Source organism: Prevotella sp. HCN-7019, from assembly GCF_037890215.1.
Taxonomy (GTDB): domain Bacteria; phylum Bacteroidota; class Bacteroidia; order Bacteroidales; family Bacteroidaceae; genus Prevotella.
On sequence record NZ_JBBKBO010000002.1, the window covers coordinates 448,223 to 474,762 of the forward strand.

Here is a 26,540-nt window from a genome sequence, read left to right on the forward strand (position 1 = left end):
TCCGTTGTTATAAAATTATCTTCTGTCTTGTGCGCGGAGCACCCGTATTGCCTTAACACATCCGGCCTGATGCTGTTTTGCCGGGTATGTAATGTCGGCGCATATATGAATGTGCGACGCGGACAGACCGCGCACACACTTGGTCAAAGCTTCACTATCTCGAACTTCACCTTGCCGATGATTCCCGAAGGCGGAAGAGGAGTTTTAGCATTGAGGTGATTGACAAACAGGTATGTCTCGCGCTCGCTCTCAGGCAGATTCATATCGCCCACGATGCGGTTGACCCACGTGTTCACCACTTCCACCTTAACGTCGTTGCGTCCGTTCTTCACGAAGTCGGTCACGTCGAGTCTGTAAGGCGCTGTCCAGACGCCGCCGGCATACTTGCCATTGATATAGACCTTTGCCATAGTGCCCACATTGTCGAACGCCATGAACATATGTTCGCCGCGTCCTGCACGGTCGAGACTGACAGAGGTAGTGTATGTGGCTGTGCCGGAGAAATAGCGGATGCTGTCGTTGGCGTTGTCAGAAAGATTGTCGAGCGTCGCCATCCGTACCGGTGACGGAGTCTTGAACGCGCTTTCGAACGTCACGTTCCATTCGCCTGTTGCCTCCTGCGTGCGGAGCGGTGCAGGATAGTTGGCCTCGAGCGTCGTTGCCGAAGGCTCACCTTTCTCGCGGAATACCACAAAGACGCACTCGTTCTTATCGAGCCTCATAGGCACCACCGTAGTTTTCTCCTCCTGACGGAAGGCGGGCAACTTGCGTATGATGCCCGTCACGGGATCCCACAGTTCCGGCTGCTTGCCCGTGACGCGGAACGCCACGTCCATAGTCAGCGCGCGGTTGTCCTGATTGGAGAGGATGTATATGTCGGTGTCGCCATCCTTCTGATGGCCCTGATATACGTTCATTCCGTCGGGCACCTTGCAGTCGGGCACATAACCCAGCTGCGCGAAGAGCGTCTCGAAGTCGAGGCCGTCGCATATCATGCCCTTGCCATAGCGGCGCTGCTTCACGTTCACGCCGTCAACATCGCCCCATATTCTCGCAGCCATCTCCTTCACCCTGCGATCGGCCTCGGGCTGGTTCTGAAGGCTCGGCGAGCGTTCCGGTGCGGGTCCCATGACAATAGCGCCGTCGAGTATGAGCCGCTCTATCTTCTCAAGCAGTTCCGGACGCATGGTCTTCAGACGCCGCGGCAGCACCAGTACCTTGAACTGCACTCCGTGGGGCAGAGTGAGCATGCCGTCCTTAACGGTCATGTCGCGCATGATAACCTCGGCGTTCATGTGCTCAAACTGATAACCTGCGGGTATCCACGGCTCCATGATGCCCACCATGCGCGGTGCGTCCTCGCCGATAAAATAGGCCACATCGGCCTGATACCATCCCTGGCGCATCATGTAGTTGCAGCGTTTGATATATTGTGTGTAGAGGTCCATGTGCTTGAACCACGTGTTGTTGCGGTTGAACTCCGTGCCGAACCATGCGTTGGAACCCGGCAGACGGTCTTCTGACGGCTGCGAGATGTAGAGATGAAGCACGGTGTTGTTCACTCCATAGGTGAAGAAACGGTCCATGCGCTGCTTCAGACTCGAAGGCGTACGCACGAACGAAGGACCGGCACTTGTGCTTGTCTCAGACGATGTGAGTTTCTTGCCGTAGATGTGGGCGCACGATGTAGCCAGACGGTTCTCAATGTCGCCCAGCGGCGGATCGGCCCAGAACTCGCCTCCCACCTCGTCGGCCTGTCCGCCGTACTGCAGGAACTCGCCGGGGAAGCCCCAATGACCGTAATTCTCAAGCCAGGTGGTAAGTCCGTGCTTGTGTGCCACCTCACGGCTGCCGCCCACATAGTCGTAGGATATCTTGTCGGCCACGAGACGGCGCAGATCCCAAAGGAATGCGTCAGAGTCGTGCTGACTGCCCACCACAACACCGCTGAGAACAGGCAGATAAGGCACAGGATCGTAGCCGTAGCGCTCCTTGAATACAGGAATCATGTCGTCGGTGAAGTTCTGTCCGCCCACCTCGTAGCTATCCTGCACGAGGAGTTTGAACGATTTGCGTTCGTCGGCCGGTATGCGGCGGAGTATCTCGCCTATGTATGCATCGAAGTGCTCTTCGGCGTGTTTGCGGCTCAGTTTGTCCACCTCATATCCTGTGGCGTCGGGGCATGCCGGCTCGTTCACCACGCCGGTGGGTGTCATGCCCGTGCGCAGAACGGTCCATTCACCTTCAGGCACATCCCATATCAGAGTGCCGTCTGCCGTCATCTTGTCAGACAGGTCGATCACCTGTTCAGGCTGTACGGCCATGCTGCGGTCGTCGGCCTGCGGCTGTTCGCGCCACAGATATTCGTCCCATGCCGGAACTTCGCTCTGGAACAGTTTAGCGAGCGACTTCTCTTTGTAACGCTCAACGCGCGGCACTGACGAGAGCGCCAGCTCCGCTATGCCTGCTCCTGCGCCTACCGAGCGGAACACCACACGATAGGAGTCGGACTTCACCGGGTCAAAGCTCATTGCCACGTCGGCATAAGGGTCGAAGCCCACTTTTTTCCAGTCGCGTGTTCTGTTGATGTTGAACCGGCTCACCGTCTGATAGCGTCCGTCGGCATCCATAGCCTGCAACTCCACATCGGTGTTGATGGATGCGGGCGCAGGGCGCACCACGATACTGCGCGCCGTGAACCAGTCCTGAGGATTGATTTCTATGATATATTCGCCATTGGTGGCGAAGCGTACGTCTGTAGAATTATCGCCGTCGGTCAGAGCCGTAAGATCGCCCATAGAAGGTACGGCAGTGATGCTGGCGTTGGCTGTGGTGAGCACCGTGCCGGCAGGTGTGGGATTGGGAAATGCCACCACATTCACGTCCTGAAACTCATCGGCAGGCTGCGGCAGCTTCACTGTCACCCGTCCGGGACCCTTCACCACCGTGCGCGAGCTATTGAGATAGCGCATGGTCTGTCCGGCCTTTATCCACGGACCTCCCGACTGGCTCCAGCCCGGCGAGTTGAACATACCGATGTCTATGCCAAGTTCGGTGGCCTTCTTCAGTGCCGCGCGGGTAATGTTCCACCACTCGTCGCTCATAAATTCCACCTTGTACTGGCTGTTGGGATCGCCCGTGCCGGCTCCGCCTATGTTTGCCACGAACGCACGGTTGATGCCAGCCGCCTTCATGGCCTCAAGGTCTTTTTCGACGCCCTCTTTCGAGATGTTACCCTCAATCCAGTACCAGTAGGTTCCGGTCTGCACCGAGGAAGGCGGCGTCACAAATCCGGTCTCTCTTTTGTCTGCCGCCGCACATCCCATCAACAGTGCCGAGGCACCGGCCAGGAAGGCGCGCGTCAGTAGTCGTTTGTTTTTCTGTGTCATTTGGTTACGTAATTTTTTATAAGCTTGTAGATTAATAAATTCAGTCCTTGCCCGCCGGCTCTATCATGTCAGGATGCACCGTAGCCATGGCCACAGCTATCACTCCCTGCACTGCCACGACAACACAACGCGACCGCTTGCCGGGCACACGCATCAGTATGCCTTCGAGTCCGGCAAACGGACCTCCGGTGATGCGCACGGCGTCGCCGCGTTTCATGTCGAGCTGTCCGGGGCTGAACCATACGAGCTGTTCGTCGAGCGATCCGCTTACGGCGATGAACTGCTGCATCTGCCGTTCGGGAACCATGACCGGCTCGCGACTCACACCCCTGTCGCGCATGATGTAATGAAGATATGGCATGTTTTTTTTGAGTGTTGCTATCCTGTCCCTGGTAGTTCTTACAAACAGTAAGTCGCGTATTACGGGAATAAGTTTCGGTGCGGTGCGACGCTGGTTGCTGCGTGCGTAGCGCATGGGGATGAATGTCCTGATACCGTTTTCGGTCAGAGTCTTCTGTGCCATGAGGTTACGGCCGTATGTAGCACGCATGGCAAACCATTGTTCGTCTTCTATAAATTCGGGCATCTAATTAAACTAAATTTTAGCTAAAGGACACATCTCCGGGGCATTGAAAGCCTTGTAAAACACTGACTTTCAATCACTTATATTATATAATAATATAAATAAGAAGTCTTTTGCGGACAAATCGCAGGCCGTTTCTGCGGCAGAAACATCTTATTCTTTGGCAAAAATAATAATTTTATTTGAAAAATAAAAACATTTCATCCCACAATGCTGGTTTAAAATCCGAACTAATGACATAAATCATGCAATACCGTCATTTCGTACGTAAACCAGCGGCGAAAAAGTATTTTACGAAACGGCAGACAAATAAGAATTTTATGTAAAATACATCAAGTATAAAAACTTATTTGTTAAAACAAAATCACCAGAAAGACCAATCAAGAGGACAGAGATACACTTACGACGTAAAAATCAGAAAATACCAATATAAGAAAAGCTGCTGTTTATCAACGTTTTGTGTTCATATAGCACTTCAATAAAGCACGTTTTACGTTGCGATATAGACTTTTTTGCATGCCAAAACAGATCATTCCGGAGCATAAGAAGAGCGACATGAGATCAGGAAAGAGAGCAATTTATGTGAGAATAATATATTTTTATATATTTATATATGCCATTCGCACAAGATTAAGACAAAAAATTGCGTCTGCGACATCCTGCGTATGATTTTGCAGTAATGAGCAGATGCAAATATTTTAAGTTAAAATAGTTAACGGAAAACCGTGATAAGAGCCACTACTTACGCACCTTCTTGCTTACACCATAGACAACAGTTCATTTCTCTCCAGCCGTGGGCGCCACGTCGGAAACCGATGTTGGTGTGGTGTCAGCAGTAGTGTCGCCGAGAAAGCGGCGTATATCGTCCAGCACACGTTCACAAGGCGGGGCGGAAGTGAAGGCCGTATTCTTCTTCAGCAACAGTTCCACGTCGGCCACACTGCCCGAATAACACGACAGTTCGTTGTGCCTCTGCGTGGAGTGAAGGCTCTGACGCGCTATCTCGTTCTCGCGTTCGCGTATCAGCAGGTTACATATTTTCTTGAGCATAGGCACCACCACCTTGTCGAAAAGATGATGTCCCTGCACATAGAGATATGTGGTGTCGGGCGTCACTCCGAGGCGTTTTATGTCGTCCTTCACCGCCTGCCAGCTCTGCTTTGCCGACGGATAGTGGCGCTGCAACTGGTCAACACGCCGCGCCACTTTGCGTCTGAGATTGCGCAGTGACGACTCAGTGTCGTCGGGATTGAAATGGCCCGTCTCTATGACGTGCAGGAAATCACTTATTGTGAACTCGCCATAATCGGGTGTGCGATAGAACCACACGCTCCACACAAACAGGGGGAATATGGCGAGAGAGAACTCGCGGAAGTAGCTCTCGAAGTCGAATATGGCATGGTCGTTGAGTGTCACGGCCACACACACATCGTGTAGCGACGGCGCATAGCACTGCAGGTTCTCTATAGAATAAGCATAGGTGTGGAATATATAGGGGCTGTCTATTATAGTCTCCGACATAGGCGTGGCACGCTGTATAAGATAGTCGTAGTCGGCATCTACGCAAGCTATCATATCACGTCCCACCTTGCCGTTGAGCAGGCTCATCAACGCCGCCTTCTTGCCACGTTCGAGATGCGGCACACGCGAAGGCAGCATCACTTCAAAATAGCGGGTGGAGTCTTCGAAACGCGACAACACCGACCGCCAGAAAAACACATCGTCGTAGCTCTCGACGTAGGCCACGATGCGCCGGCGGGCCTTTTTGGAGGTCATGCGGTTGGCGGCCTCGAAGTAGCCCGACGACAGATTGTCTTTAAGTCTTTTGCTCATAGCGGGCGCATTTTGAAGGTTGTCAGATGGTGATATCCGTCACTTCAGTCACACGGTCGGCCCATCCGTTCATGATGACAGCCGGGCTGTGTGTTGCAAGAATTATCTGCACGTTGGGGTTCAGCTCCAGAACGATGTCGATGAGACGTTTCTGCCATTCGAAATGCAGGCTCACTTCGGGCTCGTCCATGAACAGTACGTAGCTGCGGTTATCCTCCACCAGGACGGTGAGCATTATGGCGAGCATCTGCTTCTCGCCGCTCGACAGCTGGTAAGGCAGCAGCGTCTCGCCGATCTGCGTGAACAGAATCTCGTTCTCCGTGCGTATTATCTTCTTGCCAGTAGCCTCGAACAGGTCGTCCACGAGGTCCTGGAAGCGTTTTTTCGGAGCCGATATCTCGCGCGCCTTTTCGGCAGCGTCGGGCCCGCCGTTCTGAAGAACGGATATTATGCGGTTGCCCACGTTCACCTGATAATCGAGATATTTGCGCTGCAACTGATAGAGAAGAAGGTCAAGTTCGGTTGTAAGCGACGTTATGCTTGCATTAAGCTTGCTCATGGCCTCCACGTTTACGAGCGGCCGGTCCACCGATCTGATGATGTCGTAGCGTATCCATTTGGCGTCTTCGGGCACCACCTTTATTCTAACACCCTTAAGCATGTGGTTAGGGAACTCGCCTCCTGCGGCAAGTCCACGCACCACTTTGTTGAGAATAGTGCTCTTCCCCACTCCGTTAATTCCGCTGAGTATGTTCACCTGGCGGTCGAGATTCCACACCACATGGTGCTTGCCGCTCCACAGCGAGTCTATCTCTATCTGTTCAATGTAATCGGCGTATTTCATATTCGTAGCGTTTTGAGGCCGGCATAAGGCTGCAACGGAGACGGCGCGGCTGTGCCGGCGATGGTTGAAACAAATTATAATGATACATGCCGAACGCTGTGAACACGGGGCATAAAACCGTTCACAGGTTGCAGCATTATCAATAACAAAGATAAGAAATAATCGTCATAATGCGTGTTTTGCATCGAAAAAAAACACTTTTAACGACGTTTGGAGCCGTCGCAGAGAGTGCGACGGCCTGTAAGACAGTGCATGACAGAAATCATATCAGGACATTCCGCCCTGCACCATACCTAAACAATCACTTTTATCTTGCGGTAATACTCACGGAACTCTGTGGGCGTGCATCCCTTCTTACGTCTGAACATACGGTTGAAATTGCTCAGATTGTTGTATCCGCAGCGGAAGCTTATGTCGGCGACGGTGTCAGTTGTGTCGATGAGCATGCGCGTGGCGTAACCCATGCGTATGTCGATGATGTAGTCGCTCACGGTGCGTCCGGTGTGCAACTTGAAGAAACGACTGAACGCCGCCTCGCTCATACAGGCCAGCCCGGCAAGCGTTCCCAGCTTTATCTCCTCGCCGTAGTTGTTGTCGATATAGTCCTTCACCTTCAGTATGCGGCGCGAGTCCTCGCCCAGATTCACCTTGGCATAGCTCGTTGTGGCCAGTGTGCGTGCGCCCTCGCTACGCGACAGTATGTTGAGAATCTCCATAAACTGCATGAACGACGAAAATCCGTCCTTCACAGAACTGAGCGACAGTAACAGTGTATATACTTCCATGATGGCATCCATATGGAAACACATGCCGTTGCGCGCCATCATCAGCATGTTGCGTATGCGTGTGAAAGGGTTCTTGTAGAGCAGTCCGTCCTCCGAAAGATCGAAACGGAACTGCACCGTCACCTCGTGTATGTTCTCGCTTGTGCACGTGTTCTGAAGCCACACGTGCTCGAGCTCGGTGCCGGTTATGAGTACAAGGTCGTACTCGCCTATCACTTCGCTGCTGTCGCCAACGATGCGCCGTACGCCCGGTGCGTGTTCGATGAAATTCAGTTCGAACACGTCATGATTATGAATAGGATATGTAAATTCCTTCTTACGCCTGTCAGCAATATACAGCATGTCGCGTTCCATCAGTGGCGTAACCTCGCGCATAACATGCTCGCCCGTCTTCTGATTTCTCATGTCTTTAGTAGTGGTTTATCGGTTTTCAGTTATCAAACAAGCCAGTAGTTGCAAATATGGTGAAAAGCGAGAGCAAATACAAAGAGGAAAGACTGTGTTTTTCCGGATTTGACATTGCCGTGCCGCATCCTATATTTGGCAAATATACTAAATAAAATGCATATCTGCGAAACATGAGAAGCAAAAAAAACGGCATTATCTGCCGTTTTTTCAAAAGTCGCGCTCCATTATCTCCAAACACATGCGTGTGTTGTGATACGGACATTTCCAGAATCCAGCCTTGTCGTCGTCACGGTTTGGCGTGCCGTCCGGGCGTATGCTCCAGAACCATTCGCCGCCCTTGCGGTCGATAAGCCGCTCTTTCACAAAGTTCCAGCAGCTCACGGCGGTCTCGAGCGCAGCCTCATCGCCGAAGTGCTGATACAGATTCACGTGGCCGATGATGTTCTCACACTGCACCCACCAGTGCAGTTCGGTGTCGGTGCGGCCGGTGTCGAGCCATTTCTCATAAACCATCGCACCGTCCGGACGCAGTCCTTCGTCGGCGGCACGCGCCACGTCTCTCACCACAGGGGCGATACGTCGCAGCACCTCTTCGTCGCCAAGCACGAGCGCAGTCTCGTGCAACAGCCACGAAGCCTCGATGTCGTGGCCGAAGCTCTGGATGTTGCGGCGACCGTTCCAAGCGTCGTCGAAGAACAAATCGAGGTGCGAAGTATCGGGGTTGAGAATCTTTCCGGTGAACACATCGAGCAGGTTCAACAGCCTGCCTCGCAGTTCAGCGTCGGGCCATACGCGGTAAAGGTTGGTGTAAGGCTCGATGATGTGAAGGTGCGTGTTCATGGTTTTCGACATATTCTCGTCCTTGTCAGACAGACGCATGTCGTCTATGTGGCCCCACTCCTCGGTCATAGCCTCGGTATAACCGTTGTTCACAGGATCGAAGGCATGGGCTTCTATGTCGCGGTAAAGAGATATGGCGCAGTCGAGCGCAGCGCTGTCTCCCGTGGCACGTGCATACTCCGACAGGCCGTATATGGCGAAACCTATGGCATAGATCTGCTTTTTCCGGTCCTTGGGACGGCCTTCGCAGTCGAGACTCCAGTACACTCCACCGTACTTATGATCGATGAAGTGCTCCACGATATAGTCCTTGGCACGCCGTGCTGCGGCCAGATAGCTGTTGTCTCCCAGTACCCTGTATGCCGCCGCGAACGACCAGAGAATACGCGCATTGAGTATGGCGCCCTTGTCGGCATCGGCCACCAGGCGGTCGTTACCGTCGATGCGTCCGTAGTAACCACCATTTACGGTGTCGGTCATGCGCCCGGTCCAGAAGTTCAGGATGTTGTTTTCCAGCACCTCGCGCATCTCGTTTTTCAGTTCATTGCTTATTCTTGTCATGTCATGCAGTCATTTTTTTATATAACGAAACAGTATCCGCCGCACGGCGTCATACGCAAGGCGGACATAATATATCATCCGCGACGGGCCTTCAGTTCGGCCGTAATCTCCTTCATGCGGTTCTCCGAGAGCGGATAGAACGCTATGAACACCAGACTGACAAACGCTCCGGCAGCCGGCAGAATGCTGAGGAACATCCTTATGCCGTTGATGGTTTCGGGCGTCTGCACACTGTTTGCCACAAACCCGAAGGCGCCGAGCATCCATCCGGTGAGCGCCGTTCCGATGGCCCATCCCAGTTTCTGGCTCATCGACGACGAGCTGAAGATGAGTCCCGTTGCGCGGTTTCCGGTCTTGAGCTCGCTGTAGTCGGCACAGTCGGCATACATACTCCACAGCAGGGGGAATATGCTTCCGGCGCAGATGCTTATGAGAACCTGGAACACGAAGATGAGTGTCAGCTCGTCCTTATCGAAGAACCAGAACACAAGACTGAGCAGCGTAGCCAGTGCCATGGCCGCCATGAACGTGCGGCGCTTGCCTATGCGGTTGCTCACCGGTGCCGCCAGAATCACACCGATGATGTTGGCAGCCTGACCGAGAGCCAGATACAGTCCGCTCAGAACGAACGGAATGCCGAGGAAAGTGACCTTTCCGAAGGCTGTCTCGTCAACAAAATACTTGAAATAATAGACAGTCGCACCGTCGCGTATGGAGTTGAACACGAGCGAGGCGACACCCGCTCCAAGCAGAATCCACCACGGACGGTTGTGCAGAAGGTCGCGCAGGTCGGTGCGCAGAGGCGTACGCTTGCCGGTGACAGGCTTCACCCTCTCGCGCGTCAGCGAGAAACAGCCGAAGAAGAGTAGCGCGCACGCCACGGCGACAATGACCACCGCCATCGCCCAGGCGAACTGCGGGCACGTCATCCAGCCCACCATCGTACCGTCAGCCGCCTCGCCTCCGAAAGCGTTGACCAGCGGCATGAAGAGCAGCAGCACCACGAACGAGCCGATATAAGCAAACACCATGCGGAAGGTGGCGAGCACGTTGCGGTCGCCCGGGTCGGGACTCATCACTCCGAGGAGCGACGCATAAGGCACGTTGATGGCACTATAGACCATCATCATAAGCGTGTATGTGATGTAAGCATATACAATCTTGCCCTGCATACCGAAGGAAGGGGTGACAAAAGTGAGCACTCCTATGAGTGCGAACGGTATGGCAAGCCACAGCAGATAGGGACGGAACTTGCCCATGCGTGTGGTGGTGCGGTCGGCGACAACGCCTACGAACGGATCGAAGACGGAGTCCCAGACACGTGTTACGGCGAACATGGTGCCCACCACGACTGCCGACAGTCCGAACACGTCGGTGTAGAAGATCATCAGATAAGCACCGAATATCTTCCAGAACATGGACGACGACATGTCGCCGAAGCCGTAACCAATTTTTTCTCTGAGTCTTATCATCTGTTTAATTTTCAGTTATCGGTTTAGAGGTCAGTCAGTTACGGCATATCATCATGCCGCAACAGACCGACTGTACAAATAAAAATGTAAGCCAAAATATCCTTAACCTTAATCGGTTTTCAGACCACAAATATATAAATTTTATGTTTAATCATTATCATTAACATGGCTTCAAACCGCCTGTCAGGGTTCAACGTCCTGACGAAAGCGTGGTCCTGTTCTTGGCGATAAGCCGTTTGAGCGTCTCCACGCTGGCAGTGGTGGTGAATCCGTCGGCAGGAGTGTTCATGCAGTAGTCCACGAGGCGCTCAATGGTGGATGTAGCCACGTGCAGGCGTGTGTCACTGCTTGCGTAGTAGATGAACACCTTTCCGTCGTCGTCGGCTATCCATCCGTTGGAGAACACCACGTTCATCACGTCGCCAACATACTCAGCACCCTCCGGCACGAGGAAGTAACCGCCCGGCTGGGCTATGACGCGCGTAGGATCGTCGAGCGCGGTCATGTACATGTAAAGAACGTATCTGAGACCTGAGGCACATCCGCGCACACCGTGTGCAAGGTGCAGCCATCCATACTTTGTCTTTATGGGGTGAGGTCCTTCGCCGTTCTTCACCTCCATGATGGTGTGATAATGGCGCAGGTTGATGATCTTCTCTTCGGTCACCACGGCGTTTGTCATGTCATCGACAAGCGCCCATCCTATGCCGCCACCCGAACCGGTGTCGATAAATCCGTCCTGCGGACGTGTGTAGAGAGCGTATTTTCCGTTGACAAACTCGGGATGAAGCACGACGTTGCGCTGCTGACTCGGAGTGCGGAGGTCGGGCAGACGGTCCCAGTGTATGAGGTCGCGTGTGCGTGCTATGCCCGCCGTTGCAGTGGCGGCAGACAGGTCTCCCGGACAGCTGTCGTCGTGGCGCTCGGCACAGAATATGCCATATACCCATCCGTCCTCATGAGCCGTGAGGCGCATGTCGTAGATGTTGGTTGCCGGAATGAGGTCGTCGGGCATGGTGACAGGCTCCGGCCAGAAGCGGAAGTTGTCGATGCCGTTAGGACTCTCGGCCACGGCAAAGAAGCTCTTGCGGTCGGCTCCTTCCACACGTGCCACAACGACATACCTGCCGTTCCACTTTATGGCTCCTGCGTTGAGCACGGCGTTCATCATGATGCGCTGCATGAGGAAGGGATTGTCCTTCTCGCTGAAGTCGTAGCGCCACTCCAACGGCGTGTGCTCGGCAGTGAGCACAGGGTATCTGTATTTGCTGTAAATGCCGTTATCATGTTCAAGTGGCTCATTCTTTCTGCACAGCAGGGCCTCGTGCCTCTGCCTGAGCAATTTCACTTTTTGTTCAAATCCGTTCATAGTATATTGTGATCATATTGATGTTTCGGTGTTGTCTGAATACAGATGCGGCGGCATTGGTTATTTCAGTCCTGCCACATCCTTGATGAAAAGCGTAGAAGGGTGGTCGTGGAACTTCACGAAGTCGGGAGCCACGGCCTTGTCGGGAGCGGCGCAGAAGTTCTCTTCTGGGTTGTCCCAGGCGTTGCGCCAGAGCAGCACGTAGCTTATGGGAAACTCCGTAATGACGGGCAGCAGACACTCGGTGAACCAACGTTCGTAGGGCACTCCGCGGTGACCGGTCTCCGTGAGGGCCGTCAGTTTGCCACGGCTGCGGCCAACCGCCGTCACCACCTTCAGCTCCTTGCGCACGTCGGCACGGTAGGCGGCGTTGTCGGCCGACTGCTGATAGACGTCTGTTCCGAGCAGATCGACGTAGCGGTCGCCGGGATAATAAAACAGATAAGACTCCTCGGTGGGCGTACCGTTGCTCAGATTGGGCGAGTAGGCCCACACTATGTTGTCGAGTCCGCGGGCTGTGAGGAAGTCGTGGGTGTGGATATAGAGCCGGCGGTACTCCTCAGGCGTGCAGCTGTCGCAGCCCCACCAGAACCACGCACCGTTCATCTCGTGCCACGGACGGAATATGACGGGGATGCGTCTGCCGTCCTTGTCCTTGAGCGAACCGATGAAGTCGGCCACACGTCCGAGCCACTCGTCGCACACCGAGGCAAGAGAAGCGCCGGGCAGCAGTTTGCCCACAGCGCGGCCCTTGGCGTCCCACGAGTTGCCGCCCGTGGCCGGATTGCCCGGATGCCAGCTCAGCGTTACAATGCCGCCACGCTCGTGCTGCGCCCTTATCTCGTCGCGCATGAGCGAGAAAGGCACACCGTCGAGGTTGCGCTCACTGCCATACTCTATCTTGCCGAGGTCGAAACCCATCATTGCCGGATAGTCGCCGCACACGTCCTTCACGTCGCTGCGTCCAGCCTCATACTTCCATGTGGTGCCGTACATAGGGTCGTCCTGATGGCCCATCATCACTCCGCGCCACTGTATGCGCTCCATCCTCGCCAGCAGTTCAGCCGCCGGCGTGCTGTTCTGTGCGTCTGCACACAAAGCCACTATCGCGGCAATGGCCGTAAAAAGAATTTTTCTCATCTTGTGTTTTTTGTTTTTGGTTTACGGTAAATCCGCTTTTCTGCGCCGGCCGGCCCTTATGTCCGGATGCTCCGCCCGCCCCGTCCGAGAGTCTGCCATAAGCGTGGCGCGAGTCCCTGCGGACACGGCGACAGAAGGGCCGCCAACTGTTTGCAAAGATATTCCATTTTTTCCACCCGATATAATACTATATTAGCCAATGGTGGCACTTTATTGATATTTTAAGTATAAAGCCGGTCCGGCATGATACGGGGCACGGGAACAGGCACAACCGGGAATATTTATAAGTATCAGACAGGACATTCCATAACTTCATCATGCCATTCCGGTTAGCCCGATAAACAGTGATGGGAAAACAAAAAGACTGTCTTTGAATAATACGAAAATAAATATCAGAGTCTTGGGCTTAGATTTATGCGGCGTGGTAGAAACTGTGCGGGGGAAGGGGGTTATTCATTAAACACTACTGAATGGCGTAAAATTTTATGACACGCGGAGCGTTATATACCGTGACTGCACGGAACTCATGCAATAATAAATTGACACTGTCGCAACCGACACGCCGTCAATGCACGCCTGTTGCATATCTTTCTGTGCCTTTCCATATTACAGAATCAGCGTTTCTGAAGAAAACCCGAGAGGCGGACTTACAGTTTTTCCTGACTTTTTTTTGACAAAATATTTTCGGAAAATAGACGTAAGGGAATGTCAAATTCCATATAATAAAGGCTCTTTCCGCCCGAACAGCATTTTGACATACCCCATACCATATTCCGGAACAAATCATCCGGCGTTCTGATAGTGCCCGTTTGAGGGTCTGATTTTGTCTGTATCATGGCGTGATATTAAGCATTTCAGCCCCTGATATGGGCAATAACGCATGCTGAAACGGTGCTTATTGCAGGACGAAAAAACGGTCGTCAAACATAAATCTCTAACAATCAGCATCTTATAAAAACCTCTCATAATTCGCGTATTTGCGTCCGAAGAAGAGTCAGCCCGCAAATACTCGCTGAATTTTCGGGGTAGAACCGAAAACCCGGACGGGAAAAACACAAGTTACTGAAAATCTGTAAGTGCCCCGATGGACTTATCTCGGAAAAAGGATACAACGGTGCTTCGCAGGTGAGAACGAAGTCGCTGCGTTGAAATCCATACACAGGATTTCTGCAGAACCGAGATTTTCCCTATTCTACTAAACAGGTATATAGACAGAAAACGGGCCGAAACGCAACATACAGCCACAAGACTGCCATGTACGGAATGGCGATGTAAGAACATATAAAAAATCCCGACAATGTAATTCATTGCCGGGACATTACCGAAAAACAAACCTTATTTCAATCTTTATCCAACCTTAATAAAAGGACTAAAAACAATAACCCTGATTTGTCTTTCAGACCGGCGGGCGGACGGACGAACGGTCCGCCGCACCGCTGTCATGCAGAATATCATTTCAGATCAGGCATCTCGTCGCGTGTGATGACATTACCCGACTCGTACATCTCACGGAAGAGCGACTCCGGATTGTAATACGGGTTGGTGGTGTAGTCGCCGTTCCAAGGCATCACCCAGCTCCACACGTCGCCGTTCTTCATCATGTTTTCCACCGACGGCATGGCTCCGCACTCGCTGAGTGCAAGAATCTTCCTGTTGGATATGCCCTGGAGCTTAGCCATGACAGAAGGCAGCGACTGGTGGAACTTGTTCTCGTCAGACTCATAGTAGTCGTAACCTATTATGTCAACGTATTCGTCGCCAGGATACCAGTCGGCATCATCGGTGACAGAAGTCCACACCCAAATGAGGTTGTTGATGCCCTTAGCCTTGAAATAGTCGTACATGTAGCGCCACAGAGCCTTGTAGGCATCGGCTCCGGCGTTGCCCCACCAGAACCAGGCCTTGCCTCCCGAGGGCACGTTGCCGGCAGCCTCGTGGAGCGGACGCCAGATAACCGGTATACGTTTCTGCTGGAGCGAGAGCAGATATCCGGCGATGACGTCGAGGTCACGGTTTACAATAGTGTTCTCATAGGTGCCGCTCACCACTGCGTTGGCAGCGTTGAAGTCGGTGTTCTTCTCGCCTGCGCCGTTGCAATAGAAGGCGTAGTTCTCGAAGTTGTCCTTGTCGGCCTCGGTACACGGCACGTTCCAGTGCCACATGAATGAAACGAGTCCACCGTCGGCCCACCATGTCTCGGGCACCGTCATGTCGGTGTAGTCAATCCAGTTGGACGGGTTGAGCGGTGCGCTGTTGATGTGGTGGAGGAAGTCGAAGGAGTTTATCACCGGATACTTGCCCGTCATCTCCTGTATCTTGTCGGCCATGTCGGTGTCGAGGGCTCCGCTCGATACGGCAGCGGCGATGACCTTCTTGCCGAAGTTATCCCTGAGGAAATCATAGACAGAAGCGGTCTGCTTCATGGGCGAAGCGGTGGTGAGAGCCTCATCTATGTCGAAGAGCGACGGATCGAATGTATTGGTTGTCTTCGTGCTGAAGGTGAAAGTGTAGTCAGCAGCGAAGTTGTAGAGCGAGTCTCTCACGCTCGGCTTGCTGATGGTTACGGTGTAGGTCTCTCCCTCATCCATCGGGAACGGTATGTAGAGTTTGTTTCCGCTGACGCTCACCTCCTCGATGTAGGTGCCGTTGATGTCTATTGTGACAACCGGCGGAACGTATATGTTCTTGTTGTATGTCACGGTTATGCCGTCGAGCACGTCGGCATCTGTAGCGTCGGCAGCCGGGAGCGTGCTCACCACCTTGGGCGCGAGCGTCGGGTCCTGCTGCGGTTCGTCGCCCGTGGTGGGCATCTCGTCCTCGCTGCATGCCGTCATGCAGAGTCCGAGCATGCACGCCAATATGATATTAAACAGTTTGTTCATAATGCTGATTAGTTTTTAATTGTCACACTTAAAAGTCTTTCGGTTCGATGCGGAAGTTTGCGAAGCTGTGGTCAACGTTCCATCCTCCGTCGGTGTTGGGCTGCATCACAAGCACGAAGTTGCTCCATGTGCCGGGAGCGGGTACACCGTTGCTTGCCACCTTATCGAGCGGAATGGATATTGTCTTCCACTCACCGTAGGTGTTGAAGCTCATGCCCGACGACGGGTTCCACGGATAGTTAGTGCCTCCGTTGAGCGAGAACAGGTAGCCATATTCGGCTGAATCGTAGAAAGGATAGGACGCAGAGTTGCACACTTCGAACTTGAACACATAGTCTGCCGGAGCAGCCGTGCAGTCGATGTCGGGCCAGTTGGCTCCGCCTCCGCACTGTGTCCACTGCCACTGCGGGAAGTAACCCTTGAAGCGGAAGTAATCCCAGCCGAGCGTTTCGGGATCGCCGTCGGCCGTACCGTCGGTGATGTAGGTGGCAGGAGTGCCGTCCCACCATCCGACGGTGTTCAGATCGTCGAACATCATGTAGCGTGTGTAGCGGTAAGGTATGGTCTTCTGCATCGCCACGTTGCCCGGTTCGGTCCATGTGAGAGTGATGACGGAGTTGTCGGGAGCATCCTCCGGAATGAGCACACCCATGTATTCCTCAGTGAGCGAATCCACTTCGAGCGCCTTGCTGTAGCCTTCGGCCTCGTTGGTCATGGTGATGGTGGCGTCCGACTCGCTATCGCCGAAGCCGAAGAGGTCGAAGAATTCGCCCTTCACCTGCACGCTCTCGCCCGGCAGAGCAAACTCGTTGGCCAGGCCTTCGCACGACATGTGCGGGATGTTGACGCGGAAATCGTAGGTCACGGTGCCGCGGTCGGTGGTGTAAACAATCTTGTTGTCCACCGCCTCAGGTATTTCGCGCGGTATCTTCATGTAGCTGGCCGTGGTTGTGGCATAGATGCTGCGCACGTCCACCTCGATGCCGTTGAATGTCACGCTCTTGGCCTTGGCAAGGTTGTTGCCGGTGATGCGTATCATCTGGTTGAGAGAACCCTCCTGCAGGGCGTTCTCCAGTTTTGTGTCCTTGACATCATATATGGCTGTGATGACCGGTGCACCGCTGTTGGAGTAGATGTCCTCGATGTCGTCCTCATAGTTCACCACGTCGCTGCAGGATGTCGTCAGGGCGGCAGCCGCCAGTATTGCGGCCGCACGCATGATATGTCTTAGTCTCATATTGTTCGTATGTTTTAATTCCATCCGGGGTTGTTAGATGTTATGGAGTCGTTCGAGTTTATCTCGTCCTGCGGTATTGGATAGAGCAGGTTGCGGCTCGTACGGTTCTTGTTGTTGTTGGCATCGTCGCGTCCGCCAATGGCGTTCATGGCCTGCAGATAGATGCCCCAGCGCAGAAGGTCCCAGCGGCGGTCGCCCTCGCAGGCAAATTCCTTGGCACGCTCCTCGAGTATCATGCTGCGCAGCTTGACCAGATCGCCCGGGTCGTTTGACTCGACAGCGTTGGAACGGCGGCGCACCTTGTTGAGATATTTTATGGCAATGTCGGAATGATCGAGCTCTGCCTCAGCCTCAGCATAGATGAGCAGCACGTCGGCAAAGCGCAGGAACGGCCACTGGGCATCAGCATAGTCGGACGAAGGATCGGTCACATCGTCATACTTTGTGGTGAATGCCAGACACTCCGAACCCTGATTGTAATAATACTGACGGCCGTCGTCGAACGGTGCAACGGGGTCAGCCACCTTGTTGCCGTTCTCATCATAGCCTGTAGCTTTGAGCGTCCACTCGGCGTTCTGCGGATAGTACATGCCCTGATTATCCTCTTCATTGTATGTATAGATGAAACGATGTTTCACTCCCTTGACGATGCGCAGGTCCTGCGGATCGAACAGTTTGTACCAATGGTCAGTGCAACCTATCCACTGTCCGCCACCTATCACCTCGGAAGAACTGCTGACAGTGTAGCCCGAATAGTATGAATGAATCTGGTTGCGGTACACTTCGTTGCCGGCGATGGCCTGTATGGAGAACATGAACTCAGGGTCGTTGCTGTGCGACTTGGTCCAAAGCTCGTCGTAAGGCAGCAGGTCGTATGAGCCGTATTCGCCGTTGATTACCTTCCATGCCCACTCTGCAGCCTTGGTGTAGAGTTCCTTGGCGTTCATATTCTCATATCCGTCAACCTTAGACTTTGAGAAAGTCATTGTGGTGAGTCCGGTGTAATAGCTGTCGCCGTTCACAATCTCGTATGGAGGACCTGTACGGACATAGAGTTGTGTTCCCTCAGGCATTGCTGCCGAAGCCATTGTGGCATAAACCTTGGCGAGCATTCCGGCCGCTGTTCCGGCACATACGTGGCCGCGGCGGAAGTTCGGATCCTCGTGTGTGTACATGAGACCGGCTGCCTTGGTGAGCAGATTTATTATCTCCTCATAAACCTCGGCAACGGGACGACGTGGAGAATCAGGCTCGTCACCGTCCTGTATTGTCTTGTTGCGGATTGGCACCGGACCGAACGCACGTACCAGGAGGAAGTATGCAAACGCCTTGTTGAAATAGACCTCGCCAAGTGCGTTGTTCTTGTAATCCTCGTCGATGTTGAGCCGGCTGATGTATTTCTCGGCAAGATTGGCGCGGCTGATGATGGCGTACGGACCGTTCCACATGGTGTTCATTGTGCCCGGGTCGGCCTGGAAACTGCCGGCTCCGAGACTTGAGAACAGCCAATCAGGACCGGAAATGTAGTCGGCGTCGAGCTCAAGCACACGCGGGAAGTTTGACCAGCGGAACATATCGTTGAGCCATTTGCTGTAAACTCCGGCCACCCACTGGTCGCATGCCTCCTCGGTGTCGCCGAGCTGGTCGGGGCTGACAAGGTGCTTAGGATCCTCTTTGAGGAAATCGTTGCACGACGTGAGCGTCATAGCGCCGCACGCCACAGCGATGGAAAACAGTAATTTATATGGTTTCATCATTTGAAAACGATTTATTATTATTTGGTTTAGAAGGTGAAATTAAGTCCCAGAGCGAATGTGCGCGCGCTCGGATAAGAGTAGATGTCCACACCGCGGCGGCTTGCATCGCTACCGAAAGAGTTTACGTCAGGATCGAGCCAGCTGTAGTTGGAGATAGTGAACAGGTTGGTGGCGGTGAATGTTATCTTGATGTTCTCCACTCCACTTACCGGTTTGCGCCAGTCGTATCCGAAGGTCAGGTTCTTAAGTTTCAGATAGCTGCCGTCCTCCACGTAGCGGTTGCTCAGCTTCCATTCGCGTGTATATCCGGCTGTTGCCTTAGGCCATTTGGCCACTTCGTAGTTGTCGGCAGTCCAGCGCGACTCGTATGCGAACACCGGGATGTTTCCGATGTTACCCATCTTAACGTCAACAAGGTTACCGTTGAATATATCATTGCCCTGTGTTCCCTGGAACATGAACGAGAGGGAGAAGTTCTTCCATGAGAAGTTGTTGGTGATACCGTATGTGAAATCAGGGTTTGTGTCGCCGATGATGGTACGGTCGCCGTCGGCTGTTATGCTGCCATCGCCATCGAGATCGCGGTATTTTATCTCACCGATCATGGCTTTCACCGTAGCGTCGTCGGCGTTGGTGTATTGCGGATCAGCCCTCACCTCAGCCTCGTTGTCGTAGAATCCGTCCTCCACATAGCCGTAAATGGCACCGATAGGACAGCCATTGCGCTGGATGAACACCTCGTCGGCACTGCTCCACAACTTTCTTGCGAACTGGTCGCCTTCGAGTCCGCTGATGGTACTCTTGTTGAAAGAGATGTTGGCATTGATGCTCCACTTAAGCTGCGACTTGGGAAGAACATCATAGTTGAGAGATATTTCAAGACCTTCGTTGCTCACGTTGCCAGTGTTGGTTGTCATCTGGAGATAACCCGTAGAGCCCGGGATGACCACGTCCTGAAGAAGGTCGCGCGTTTTCTTATGATAGTAATCTACGGTAAGAGCGAGGCGGTTGTCGAAGAATCCGAAGTCGATTCCGGCGTTCCACTGCGCCGTTGTCTCCCATCTGAGGTCGTCGCTCACGGGATCACTCACCATTGCCTGTCCGCTGCTGAGTGCGAAATCGAATGGATAGTTGGCTGTTCCGAGCTGCGGAACTGTACGGTATGAGCCGATGCCCTGGTTTCCGGTCTCACCATAGCTGACGCGGAACTTGAGGTTTGAGAATATGTTCAGGTCCTTGATGAACTTCTCCTCAGATGCTCTCCACGCCAATGCTCCTGAAAGGAACGTAGCCCACTTGTTCTTGTCGGTGAACTTTGAAGAACCGTCGGTACGCACGCTGGCTGTGACAAGATACTTATCGTTGAGTGTATAATTGACACGACCGAGGAACGAAACGAGGCGTTGCGTACCGATGGAGCTTGTGAGTGTGGCCTTGTCGAGCGCACGGCTCATGTCGTAGTCCATTGTCATGTCGTCGGGGAAATTGGTTGCCACAACGCTCTGGTTGTCCCAGCTGCCGCTCTCAACGGTGAAACCGCCGACGGCATTGATGTGGTGTATCTTTCCGAAAGTGTTGTCGAAGGTGACGAGTGATTCGGCAGTCAGCCCATTCCATATATCGGAACCCTTACCGGCCTTACCGTTGACAGGTGCCTTACCCTCGCTGGTGTGGCGGTCGTAATAGTAACCGCGGTGATTATCGGTATGGGAAAGACCGAGATTCTGGCGGAACTTCAGCCACGGGAAAAGCGTCACTTCGAGGAACGAACTGCTGAACCAGTTGATGCCTTTCACCTGGTCGCGTGCGTTGTTGACGTATGCCGCCGGGTTGGCAGCGAGCCAGCTGAGGTTGTCGGCAGTGGTTGCCTCCATGTTAGGATCGTATGTCGGCGGGAAAAGAAGAGCCGAACGGATGACACCACTGTTGTCACTGCTTGTCTTGGCAAAGTCGGTTGTGGACTGCGTATAGCTTGTGTTGGTTCCAATTTCCAGCCATTTGGTGATATGACGGGCGATGTTCACTCTGACAGAAAAGCGCTCGTAGCCGGTGTTCTTTATGATACCTTCCTGGTTGGTGTAATTGCCTGAGAAGGCATACCAGCCCTTGTCGTCGCCACCGCTGACGCTGGCGTTGTACTCCTGAGAGAATCCGTCCTGATAAATAAGGTCCTGCCAGTCGGCCACTCCCACCTGACTGTAGTTGCCATATTCGTCGCGATACCATCCCGGATGACGGAAGTCTTCAGGCGCAGGATTGTATGTACCGACGTTATAGTCGACACGACCATTGGGAAGTCCCTTGTAAGTCCATGTGCCGGGATAAGGCAGTGTGGTGGTTTTGGAACCTTCGTAGTATATGGAGTTCATCGTCTCCTCATTACAGTATTTCGCATAGGTGACAGGATCGAGCACATCCATGCGCTTCGCAATCTTGGATGTGGTGAAGTTTGTATATACCTCCACCTTCGGTTTGCCGGCCTTACCGCGCTTGGTAGTGATGAGAACCACGCCGTTTGCACCACGCGAACCATAGATAGCTGTGGCAGAAGCGTCCTTGAGCACCTCGATGCTCTCGATGTCGTGAGGGTTGATGAAGCTCAGGGCATTGGCCGTCTGATTGCTGCTTGCATCGTTAGACGGTGTGGAGCCAGTCTCAAACGGAACACCATCGACAATATACAGAGGCTGTGAAGATGTCTGGAACGAGTTGGCACCACGCACCGTGATGCTCACTCCGGCACCCGGGGCACCGTCGCTCTGCTGTATCTGCACACCTGCCATCTTACCTTGCAGACCGTGTGCCACGTCGATGGTTCCACCCTTCATGAGGTCGTCGGCCTTGATCTGTCCGACAGCACCGGAGAGATCGCGTTTTTTCATAGTACCGTAGCCCACGACCACAACCTCATCGAGCGTGTTGTTGTCTTCCTTGAGCACGATTTTCACCATAGTCTTTCCTTTTACGGAAACCGTCTGCGGGACGAATCCCACGTATGTAACCACAAGCTCACTTTTGCCGTCAGGCACATTGATGGTGAAGTTGCCGTCGATATCGGACACGGCACCCGTACCTTTATGGTCCTTGACGGTCACGCTTGCGCCAATCACAGGCTCTCCGGTCTCGTCTGTAACGTTGCCGGTCACTTTAGTCTGTGCGAACGTCAGGGTGCTGATAATCAGCGCCGCCAACAGCATAACCAATCTGTTCATTAAGCGTAATTTTAAATATTAGAATTTATGTTTGAAGTTATTGGGGAAGCTTCAGCATGTCATTTGCTGTTCTGACACACGAGTCTGTACATCACAGCGTCGTGTGATGGCACCTTGATCTTCTTTGCCACCTTGTCGGCCTTGGATGTCTTGCCTTCCTTCTTGTGTGTCCAGACATTGTATATTGTGTAGGTATTCTTGTCGAAAGCGGTGCTCATGCCACTCACTTCCTCGTCGGTGAGATTGAAGTGCTGCCAGTTGATGGCGTACGTCACGTCGTTCTTTGTAGGATTGAGGAAGCAGAGAGCCCAGTCGCCTCCTGCCAAAGGTTTGAAATAGATGTACAGTCCGGATTCCTCGCCGAACTTGAGGCATTGCACTCCGAGTGTATCCTGGTTGATGGCGATGGCTTCGGCATTGGTAAGGATGGCCTTCACCTCGTCGCTCATGCTGCGTATATCGTTGCCAAGAATGAGCGGGCTGGCCATCATACACCACATGGAGAAATGGGCGCGGTCCTCGTTTATGGTCATTCCGTTGCCACATTCGAGCATGTCAGGATCGTTCCAGTGGCCCTTACCGGCGTATATACGGAGTGAGTCGTTGGCATGGATGCAGTCCATGACACTATATTGTGTATATGTAGGGAAAACGCGCAGCGAGTCGAACGAGCACCATATGTCGGGCGTGGTGCGCCATGAGTTGCCCACCTCGCGTGCCCATTTCCACGGCATGGAGCTTCCCCACTCACACATGCTGAGGAAGATAGGACGTCCGGCAGCGTGCAGAGCTTCACTTATAAGAGTGTATGCACACTTCTGTGTGACGTAGTTCTGCTCGGTGTTACACCAGTCGTACTTCAGATAGTCGATGCCCCAGCGCGCATACTGTAGTGCGTCCTGATATTCGTGTCCGAGGCTTCCCGGCTCGCCTGCGCATGTCTCTGTTCCGGCGTCGCTGTAGATTCCGAGTTTCAATCCCTTGGAGTGAACATAGTCTGCCAACGCCTTCATGCCACTGGGGAAACGCTCCGGGTCGCACTGTATGAATCCGTCGGCGTCGCGTTCGCCGTGCCAGCAGTCGTCTATATTAATATATGTGTATCCTGCATCGCGCAGTCCTGATGACACCATGGCGTCGGCTATGCCTTTTATGATGTCTTCGTTGATGTTGCCCTGGAATTTGTTCCAGGTGCTCCAGCCCATCTGCGGAGTGTCGCCCAGGCCGGGAAACTTCTGCGCCGAAGCTGTGGCAGAAGCCGTGAAAAATAGTACGGCGGCCGCAGCAGTCCTCACTGCGACGCACAAGCGGTGATTGAATAATGATTTCAGCATATCAATGTATTTAAGTTAGAATGATTTTCGGTTGTTCATTATCACGTTGCAAAGATACGCCGATTAATTTTGCAGATATGACACTATATTAACAAAAGGTTACACTTTCATGACATTAAACAAATAGCTGTGTTAATTTTACGTTTTCGCATATATTTTGACGGCATGCACAATGGGTTAGTGCTATTTTTCTTAACTTTGCATGCCTTAAGGCAAGAACAAAACTTTTCTGTGTATATGGATAACAACAAAGCTTTAATTGCCCACCTCAGCATACTGAGCGCATGCGTGATGTGGGGCCTGATGTCTCCTATCGGTAAAACAGCCATGATGAACGGCATAGACGGCATAGACCTCGTGTCGTTCCGCATTGCGGGAGGTGCGGTGCTGTTCTGGACAGCCTCACTCTTCGCTAAGAAGGAGCACGTGCCGCTGAAGGACGGACTGCTGATGATAGTGGCGGGACTCTTCGCGCTAGTGTTCAACCAGTGCTGCTTCACCATCGGTCTAGGCATGACGTCGCCATCGAACGCAAGCATCATCACCACGTCGTCACCGATATTCGCCCTTATACTGGCTGCCATCATACTTAAGGAACCCGTGACGTGGAAAAAGGCGTGCGGAGTGGCTCTGGGATGCTGCGGCGCGGTGATGCTTATAATGACAAGCGCGTCGGAGGGCAACGCAAAAGTGGGCAATATATGGGGCGACATACTGTGCATAACGGCACAATTCTCGTTTGCCCTGTATCTGACGCTGTTCAACAAACTAATAAAACGCTACAGCGTATTCACCATAAACAAATGGATATTCCTATGGTCGGCAGTGCTGATACTACCCTTCTCGGCCGGCCACATCATCAACACGCCGTGGGAGACTGTGCCCGCCAAGGCATGGCTGTCGGCAGGCTACGTGGTGTTCTTCGGAACATTCGTGGCCTATCTGCTCACGATGGTGGCGCAGAAGGTGCTGCGCCCCACGGTGGTGAGCACCTACAACTACGTGCAGCCCATGGTGGCCGTGAGCGTGAGTCTGCTCACAGGCATGGCCGTGCTGAAGCCCATGCAATGCGTGGCAATGGTTCTGGTGTTCTGCGGAGTGTGGCTCGTGATAAAGTCGAAATCGAGAAACGACATCATCAAGGCCGAGAAGATGAAACAGGAGAGCGCCGAGGCGGAGAAATGACATACGCTGCGGACGGACGCGGAGTATCATATTTTTTTCGTATATTAGCACCTGCATTATAAAACCGCAGCAATATGAAGAAAACAGCACAAAGTCTGACCGACCTCATCGGCGGCACACCGCTGCTCGAGCTCAACCGTTTCGCAGCCGAAAAGGGGCTCGCACGGCCGATAATAGCCAAACTGGAATATTTCAATCCGGGCGGAAGTGCCAAGGACCGCATAGCTCTGGCCATGATACGCCAAGCTGAGGAAGACGGCACACTAAAGCCGGGAGCCACGATAATAGAGCCGACAAGCGGCAACACGGGCGTGGGGCTGGCTCTCGTGGCAGCCGTAAGGGGCTACCGGCTCATTCTGACAATGCCGGAGACAATGAGCATTGAGCGGCGTAAGCTCGTGAGTGCATACGGCGCGCAGGTAGTGCTCACGCCGGCGGCCGAAGGCATGACGGGAGCTATAAAAGAAGCGGAGCGGCTGCGCGACAGCATAGACGGAGCCATAATACTGCAACAGTTCAGCAACAGGGCCAACCCGGCGGCACACTTCGCCACGACAGGTCCGGAGATATGGAACGACACGGAAGGACACGTTGACGTGTTTGTGGCAGGCGCAGGAACGGGCGGCACCATATCGGGTGTAGGCCGATACCTGAAGAGTAAGAACCCCGCCATACGCATAGTAGCGGCAGAGCCGGCATCGTCGCCAGTGCTCAGCGGAGGCAAGGCAGGGGCGCACGCCATACAGGGCATAGGTGCAGGATTCGTGCCCGAGGTGTATGACAGCAGCGTTGTGGACGAGGTTATCACAGTGAGCAACGACGACGCAATGTCCACCACCCGTCTGCTGGCACGCAGCGAGGGCCTGCTCACAGGCATATCATCGGGTGCTGCGGCATGGGCAGCGGCAGAACTGGCACGCCGCGAGGAGCTGCGCGACAAGACGATAGTAACTCTCCTGCCCGACACTGGCGAGCGTTATCTCTCCACTGGGGTGTTCGGCTGAGCACCTTTTCCGCCACAGGGCGCACACATAAGCGCCGTAACACAAGCAGCAGGAAGCAATAAACCGCACAGAACGAAGAGGACGGGGTACAGGCTGTCAGCAACATGGCAAGATGATACGAAGCAAATAGAAATTCTGCGGGAACAGGTCTGAATATAAAAACCGTGACTTCGAATCAGAATCGGCATTGTTGCTTTCTGCTGAAAGAAAAACAATCCGGGCTTTTACAAACCTTTAAGATTCTTTGATTTTTTCGTCCGAGTTTTCAGTTCTACCCCGAAAAATAAGCGAGTATTTGCGCGCGGACTCTCCTTCGGACGCAAATACGCGAATTTTGAGAAGTATTTATAATACACTGAGTGTCAGAGATTTATATTTGATAACCGTTTTTTCGTTCTGCAATAAGCACCGTTTCAGCGTGTGATATCGCCCATATCAGGGCCAGAAATGCCCGATATCAGGCCGTAATACAGACGAAATTAGACCCTCAAACGGGCATTATCAGAACGCCAAGTGAATTTTTACAGACCATGCTTAAGGGTAGATGGCAATGCCGTAAATTCCGGAAAAGCCTTTGTTGTGTTTGATTTAACATTTCTTTACACCTCTTTTCCGAAATTATTTTGTCAAAATAAAGTCAAGAAAAACTGTAAGGCCGGCGCCTGAGTTTTCTTAAAAATACTGTTATTCGGGGCGAGGAGAAAC

16 protein-coding genes are annotated in these 26,540 nt (G+C 53.1%); 2 read left to right on the forward strand and 14 right to left on the reverse strand.

Features of this window, described 5'->3' with window-relative positions; all coding sequences use genetic code 11:
• Positions 1-143 precede the first annotated feature (143 nt).
• The 14 genes from WKT13_RS04825 to WKT13_RS04890 form a co-directional block, all read right to left on the reverse strand.
• A complete protein-coding gene (locus WKT13_RS04825) occupies positions 144-3,326 on the reverse strand; it encodes a glycosyl hydrolase (protein ID WP_445323579.1) in 3,183 nt (1,060 codons plus the stop codon).
• Between the two features lie 103 nt (positions 3,327-3,429).
• Positions 3,430-3,975: a UpxY family transcription antiterminator gene (locus tag WKT13_RS04830; RefSeq protein WP_340323060.1), complete on the reverse strand. Its 546-nt coding sequence runs from the start codon at positions 3,973-3,975 to the stop codon at positions 3,430-3,432.
• Positions 3,976-4,749: 774 nt separating this feature from the next.
• On the reverse strand, positions 4,750-5,805 hold the full coding sequence (locus WKT13_RS04835) for a DUF4435 domain-containing protein (RefSeq protein ID WP_340323061.1): 1,056 nt from the start codon (positions 5,803-5,805) through the stop codon (positions 4,750-4,752).
• Positions 5,806-5,827: 22 nt separating this feature from the next.
• Entirely contained in the window at positions 5,828-6,649 is an 822-nt protein-coding gene (locus WKT13_RS04840) for an AAA family ATPase (RefSeq protein WP_298618169.1), read from the reverse strand.
• 293 nt (positions 6,650-6,942) lie between these two features.
• Positions 6,943-7,839: an AraC family transcriptional regulator gene (locus WKT13_RS04845; protein ID WP_298618168.1), complete on the reverse strand. Its 897-nt coding sequence runs from the start codon at positions 7,837-7,839 to the stop codon at positions 6,943-6,945.
• Positions 7,840-8,049: 210 nt separating this feature from the next.
• Positions 8,050-9,243, reverse strand: a complete 1,194-nt coding sequence (locus tag WKT13_RS04850; RefSeq protein WP_340323062.1) for an AGE family epimerase/isomerase — start codon at positions 9,241-9,243, stop codon at positions 8,050-8,052.
• Between the two features lie 74 nt (positions 9,244-9,317).
• Positions 9,318-10,715, reverse strand: a complete 1,398-nt coding sequence (locus WKT13_RS04855) for an MFS transporter (protein WP_340323063.1) — start codon at positions 10,713-10,715, stop codon at positions 9,318-9,320.
• A 190-nt stretch (positions 10,716-10,905) separates the two neighbouring features.
• Positions 10,906-12,084, reverse strand: coding sequence for a glycoside hydrolase family 130 protein (locus WKT13_RS04860; protein WP_340323064.1), 1,179 nt, complete (start codon positions 12,082-12,084; stop codon positions 10,906-10,908).
• Between the two features lie 60 nt (positions 12,085-12,144).
• Entirely contained in the window at positions 12,145-13,224 is a 1,080-nt protein-coding gene (locus WKT13_RS04865) for a glycoside hydrolase family 26 protein (RefSeq protein WP_340323065.1), read from the reverse strand.
• A 1,451-nt stretch (positions 13,225-14,675) separates the two neighbouring features.
• A complete protein-coding gene (locus WKT13_RS04870; RefSeq protein WP_340323066.1) occupies positions 14,676-16,106 on the reverse strand; it encodes a glycosyl hydrolase in 1,431 nt (476 codons plus the stop codon).
• Between the two features lie 28 nt (positions 16,107-16,134).
• On the reverse strand, positions 16,135-17,343 hold the full coding sequence (locus tag WKT13_RS04875) for a glycan-binding surface protein (protein WP_298618162.1): 1,209 nt from the start codon (positions 17,341-17,343) through the stop codon (positions 16,135-16,137).
• A 14-nt stretch (positions 17,344-17,357) separates the two neighbouring features.
• Positions 17,358-19,100, reverse strand: a complete 1,743-nt coding sequence (locus WKT13_RS04880) for a RagB/SusD family nutrient uptake outer membrane protein (RefSeq protein WP_298618161.1) — start codon at positions 19,098-19,100, stop codon at positions 17,358-17,360.
• A gap of 26 nt (positions 19,101-19,126) precedes the next feature.
• Positions 19,127-22,312: a SusC/RagA family TonB-linked outer membrane protein gene (locus WKT13_RS04885; protein WP_340323067.1), complete on the reverse strand. Its 3,186-nt coding sequence runs from the start codon at positions 22,310-22,312 to the stop codon at positions 19,127-19,129.
• 59 nt (positions 22,313-22,371) lie between these two features.
• The gene (locus WKT13_RS04890) at positions 22,372-23,646 is read right to left on the reverse strand and encodes a glycoside hydrolase family 27 protein (protein ID WP_340323068.1); all 1,275 of its coding nucleotides are present in this window, start codon (positions 23,644-23,646) and stop codon (positions 22,372-22,374) included.
• Positions 23,647-23,883: 237 nt separating this feature from the next.
• Here WKT13_RS04890 and WKT13_RS04895 point away from each other — a divergent pair, with 237 nt between their 5' ends.
• Positions 23,884-24,831 carry a DMT family transporter gene (locus WKT13_RS04895; RefSeq protein ID WP_340323069.1) on the forward strand — a complete coding sequence of 316 codons (948 nt, stop codon included), beginning with the start codon at positions 23,884-23,886 and terminating at the stop codon, positions 24,829-24,831.
• A 74-nt stretch (positions 24,832-24,905) separates the two neighbouring features.
• A complete protein-coding gene (cysK, locus tag WKT13_RS04900; protein WP_340323070.1) occupies positions 24,906-25,835 on the forward strand; it encodes a cysteine synthase A in 930 nt (309 codons plus the stop codon).
• The last annotated feature ends 705 nt before the right edge of the window (positions 25,836-26,540 follow it).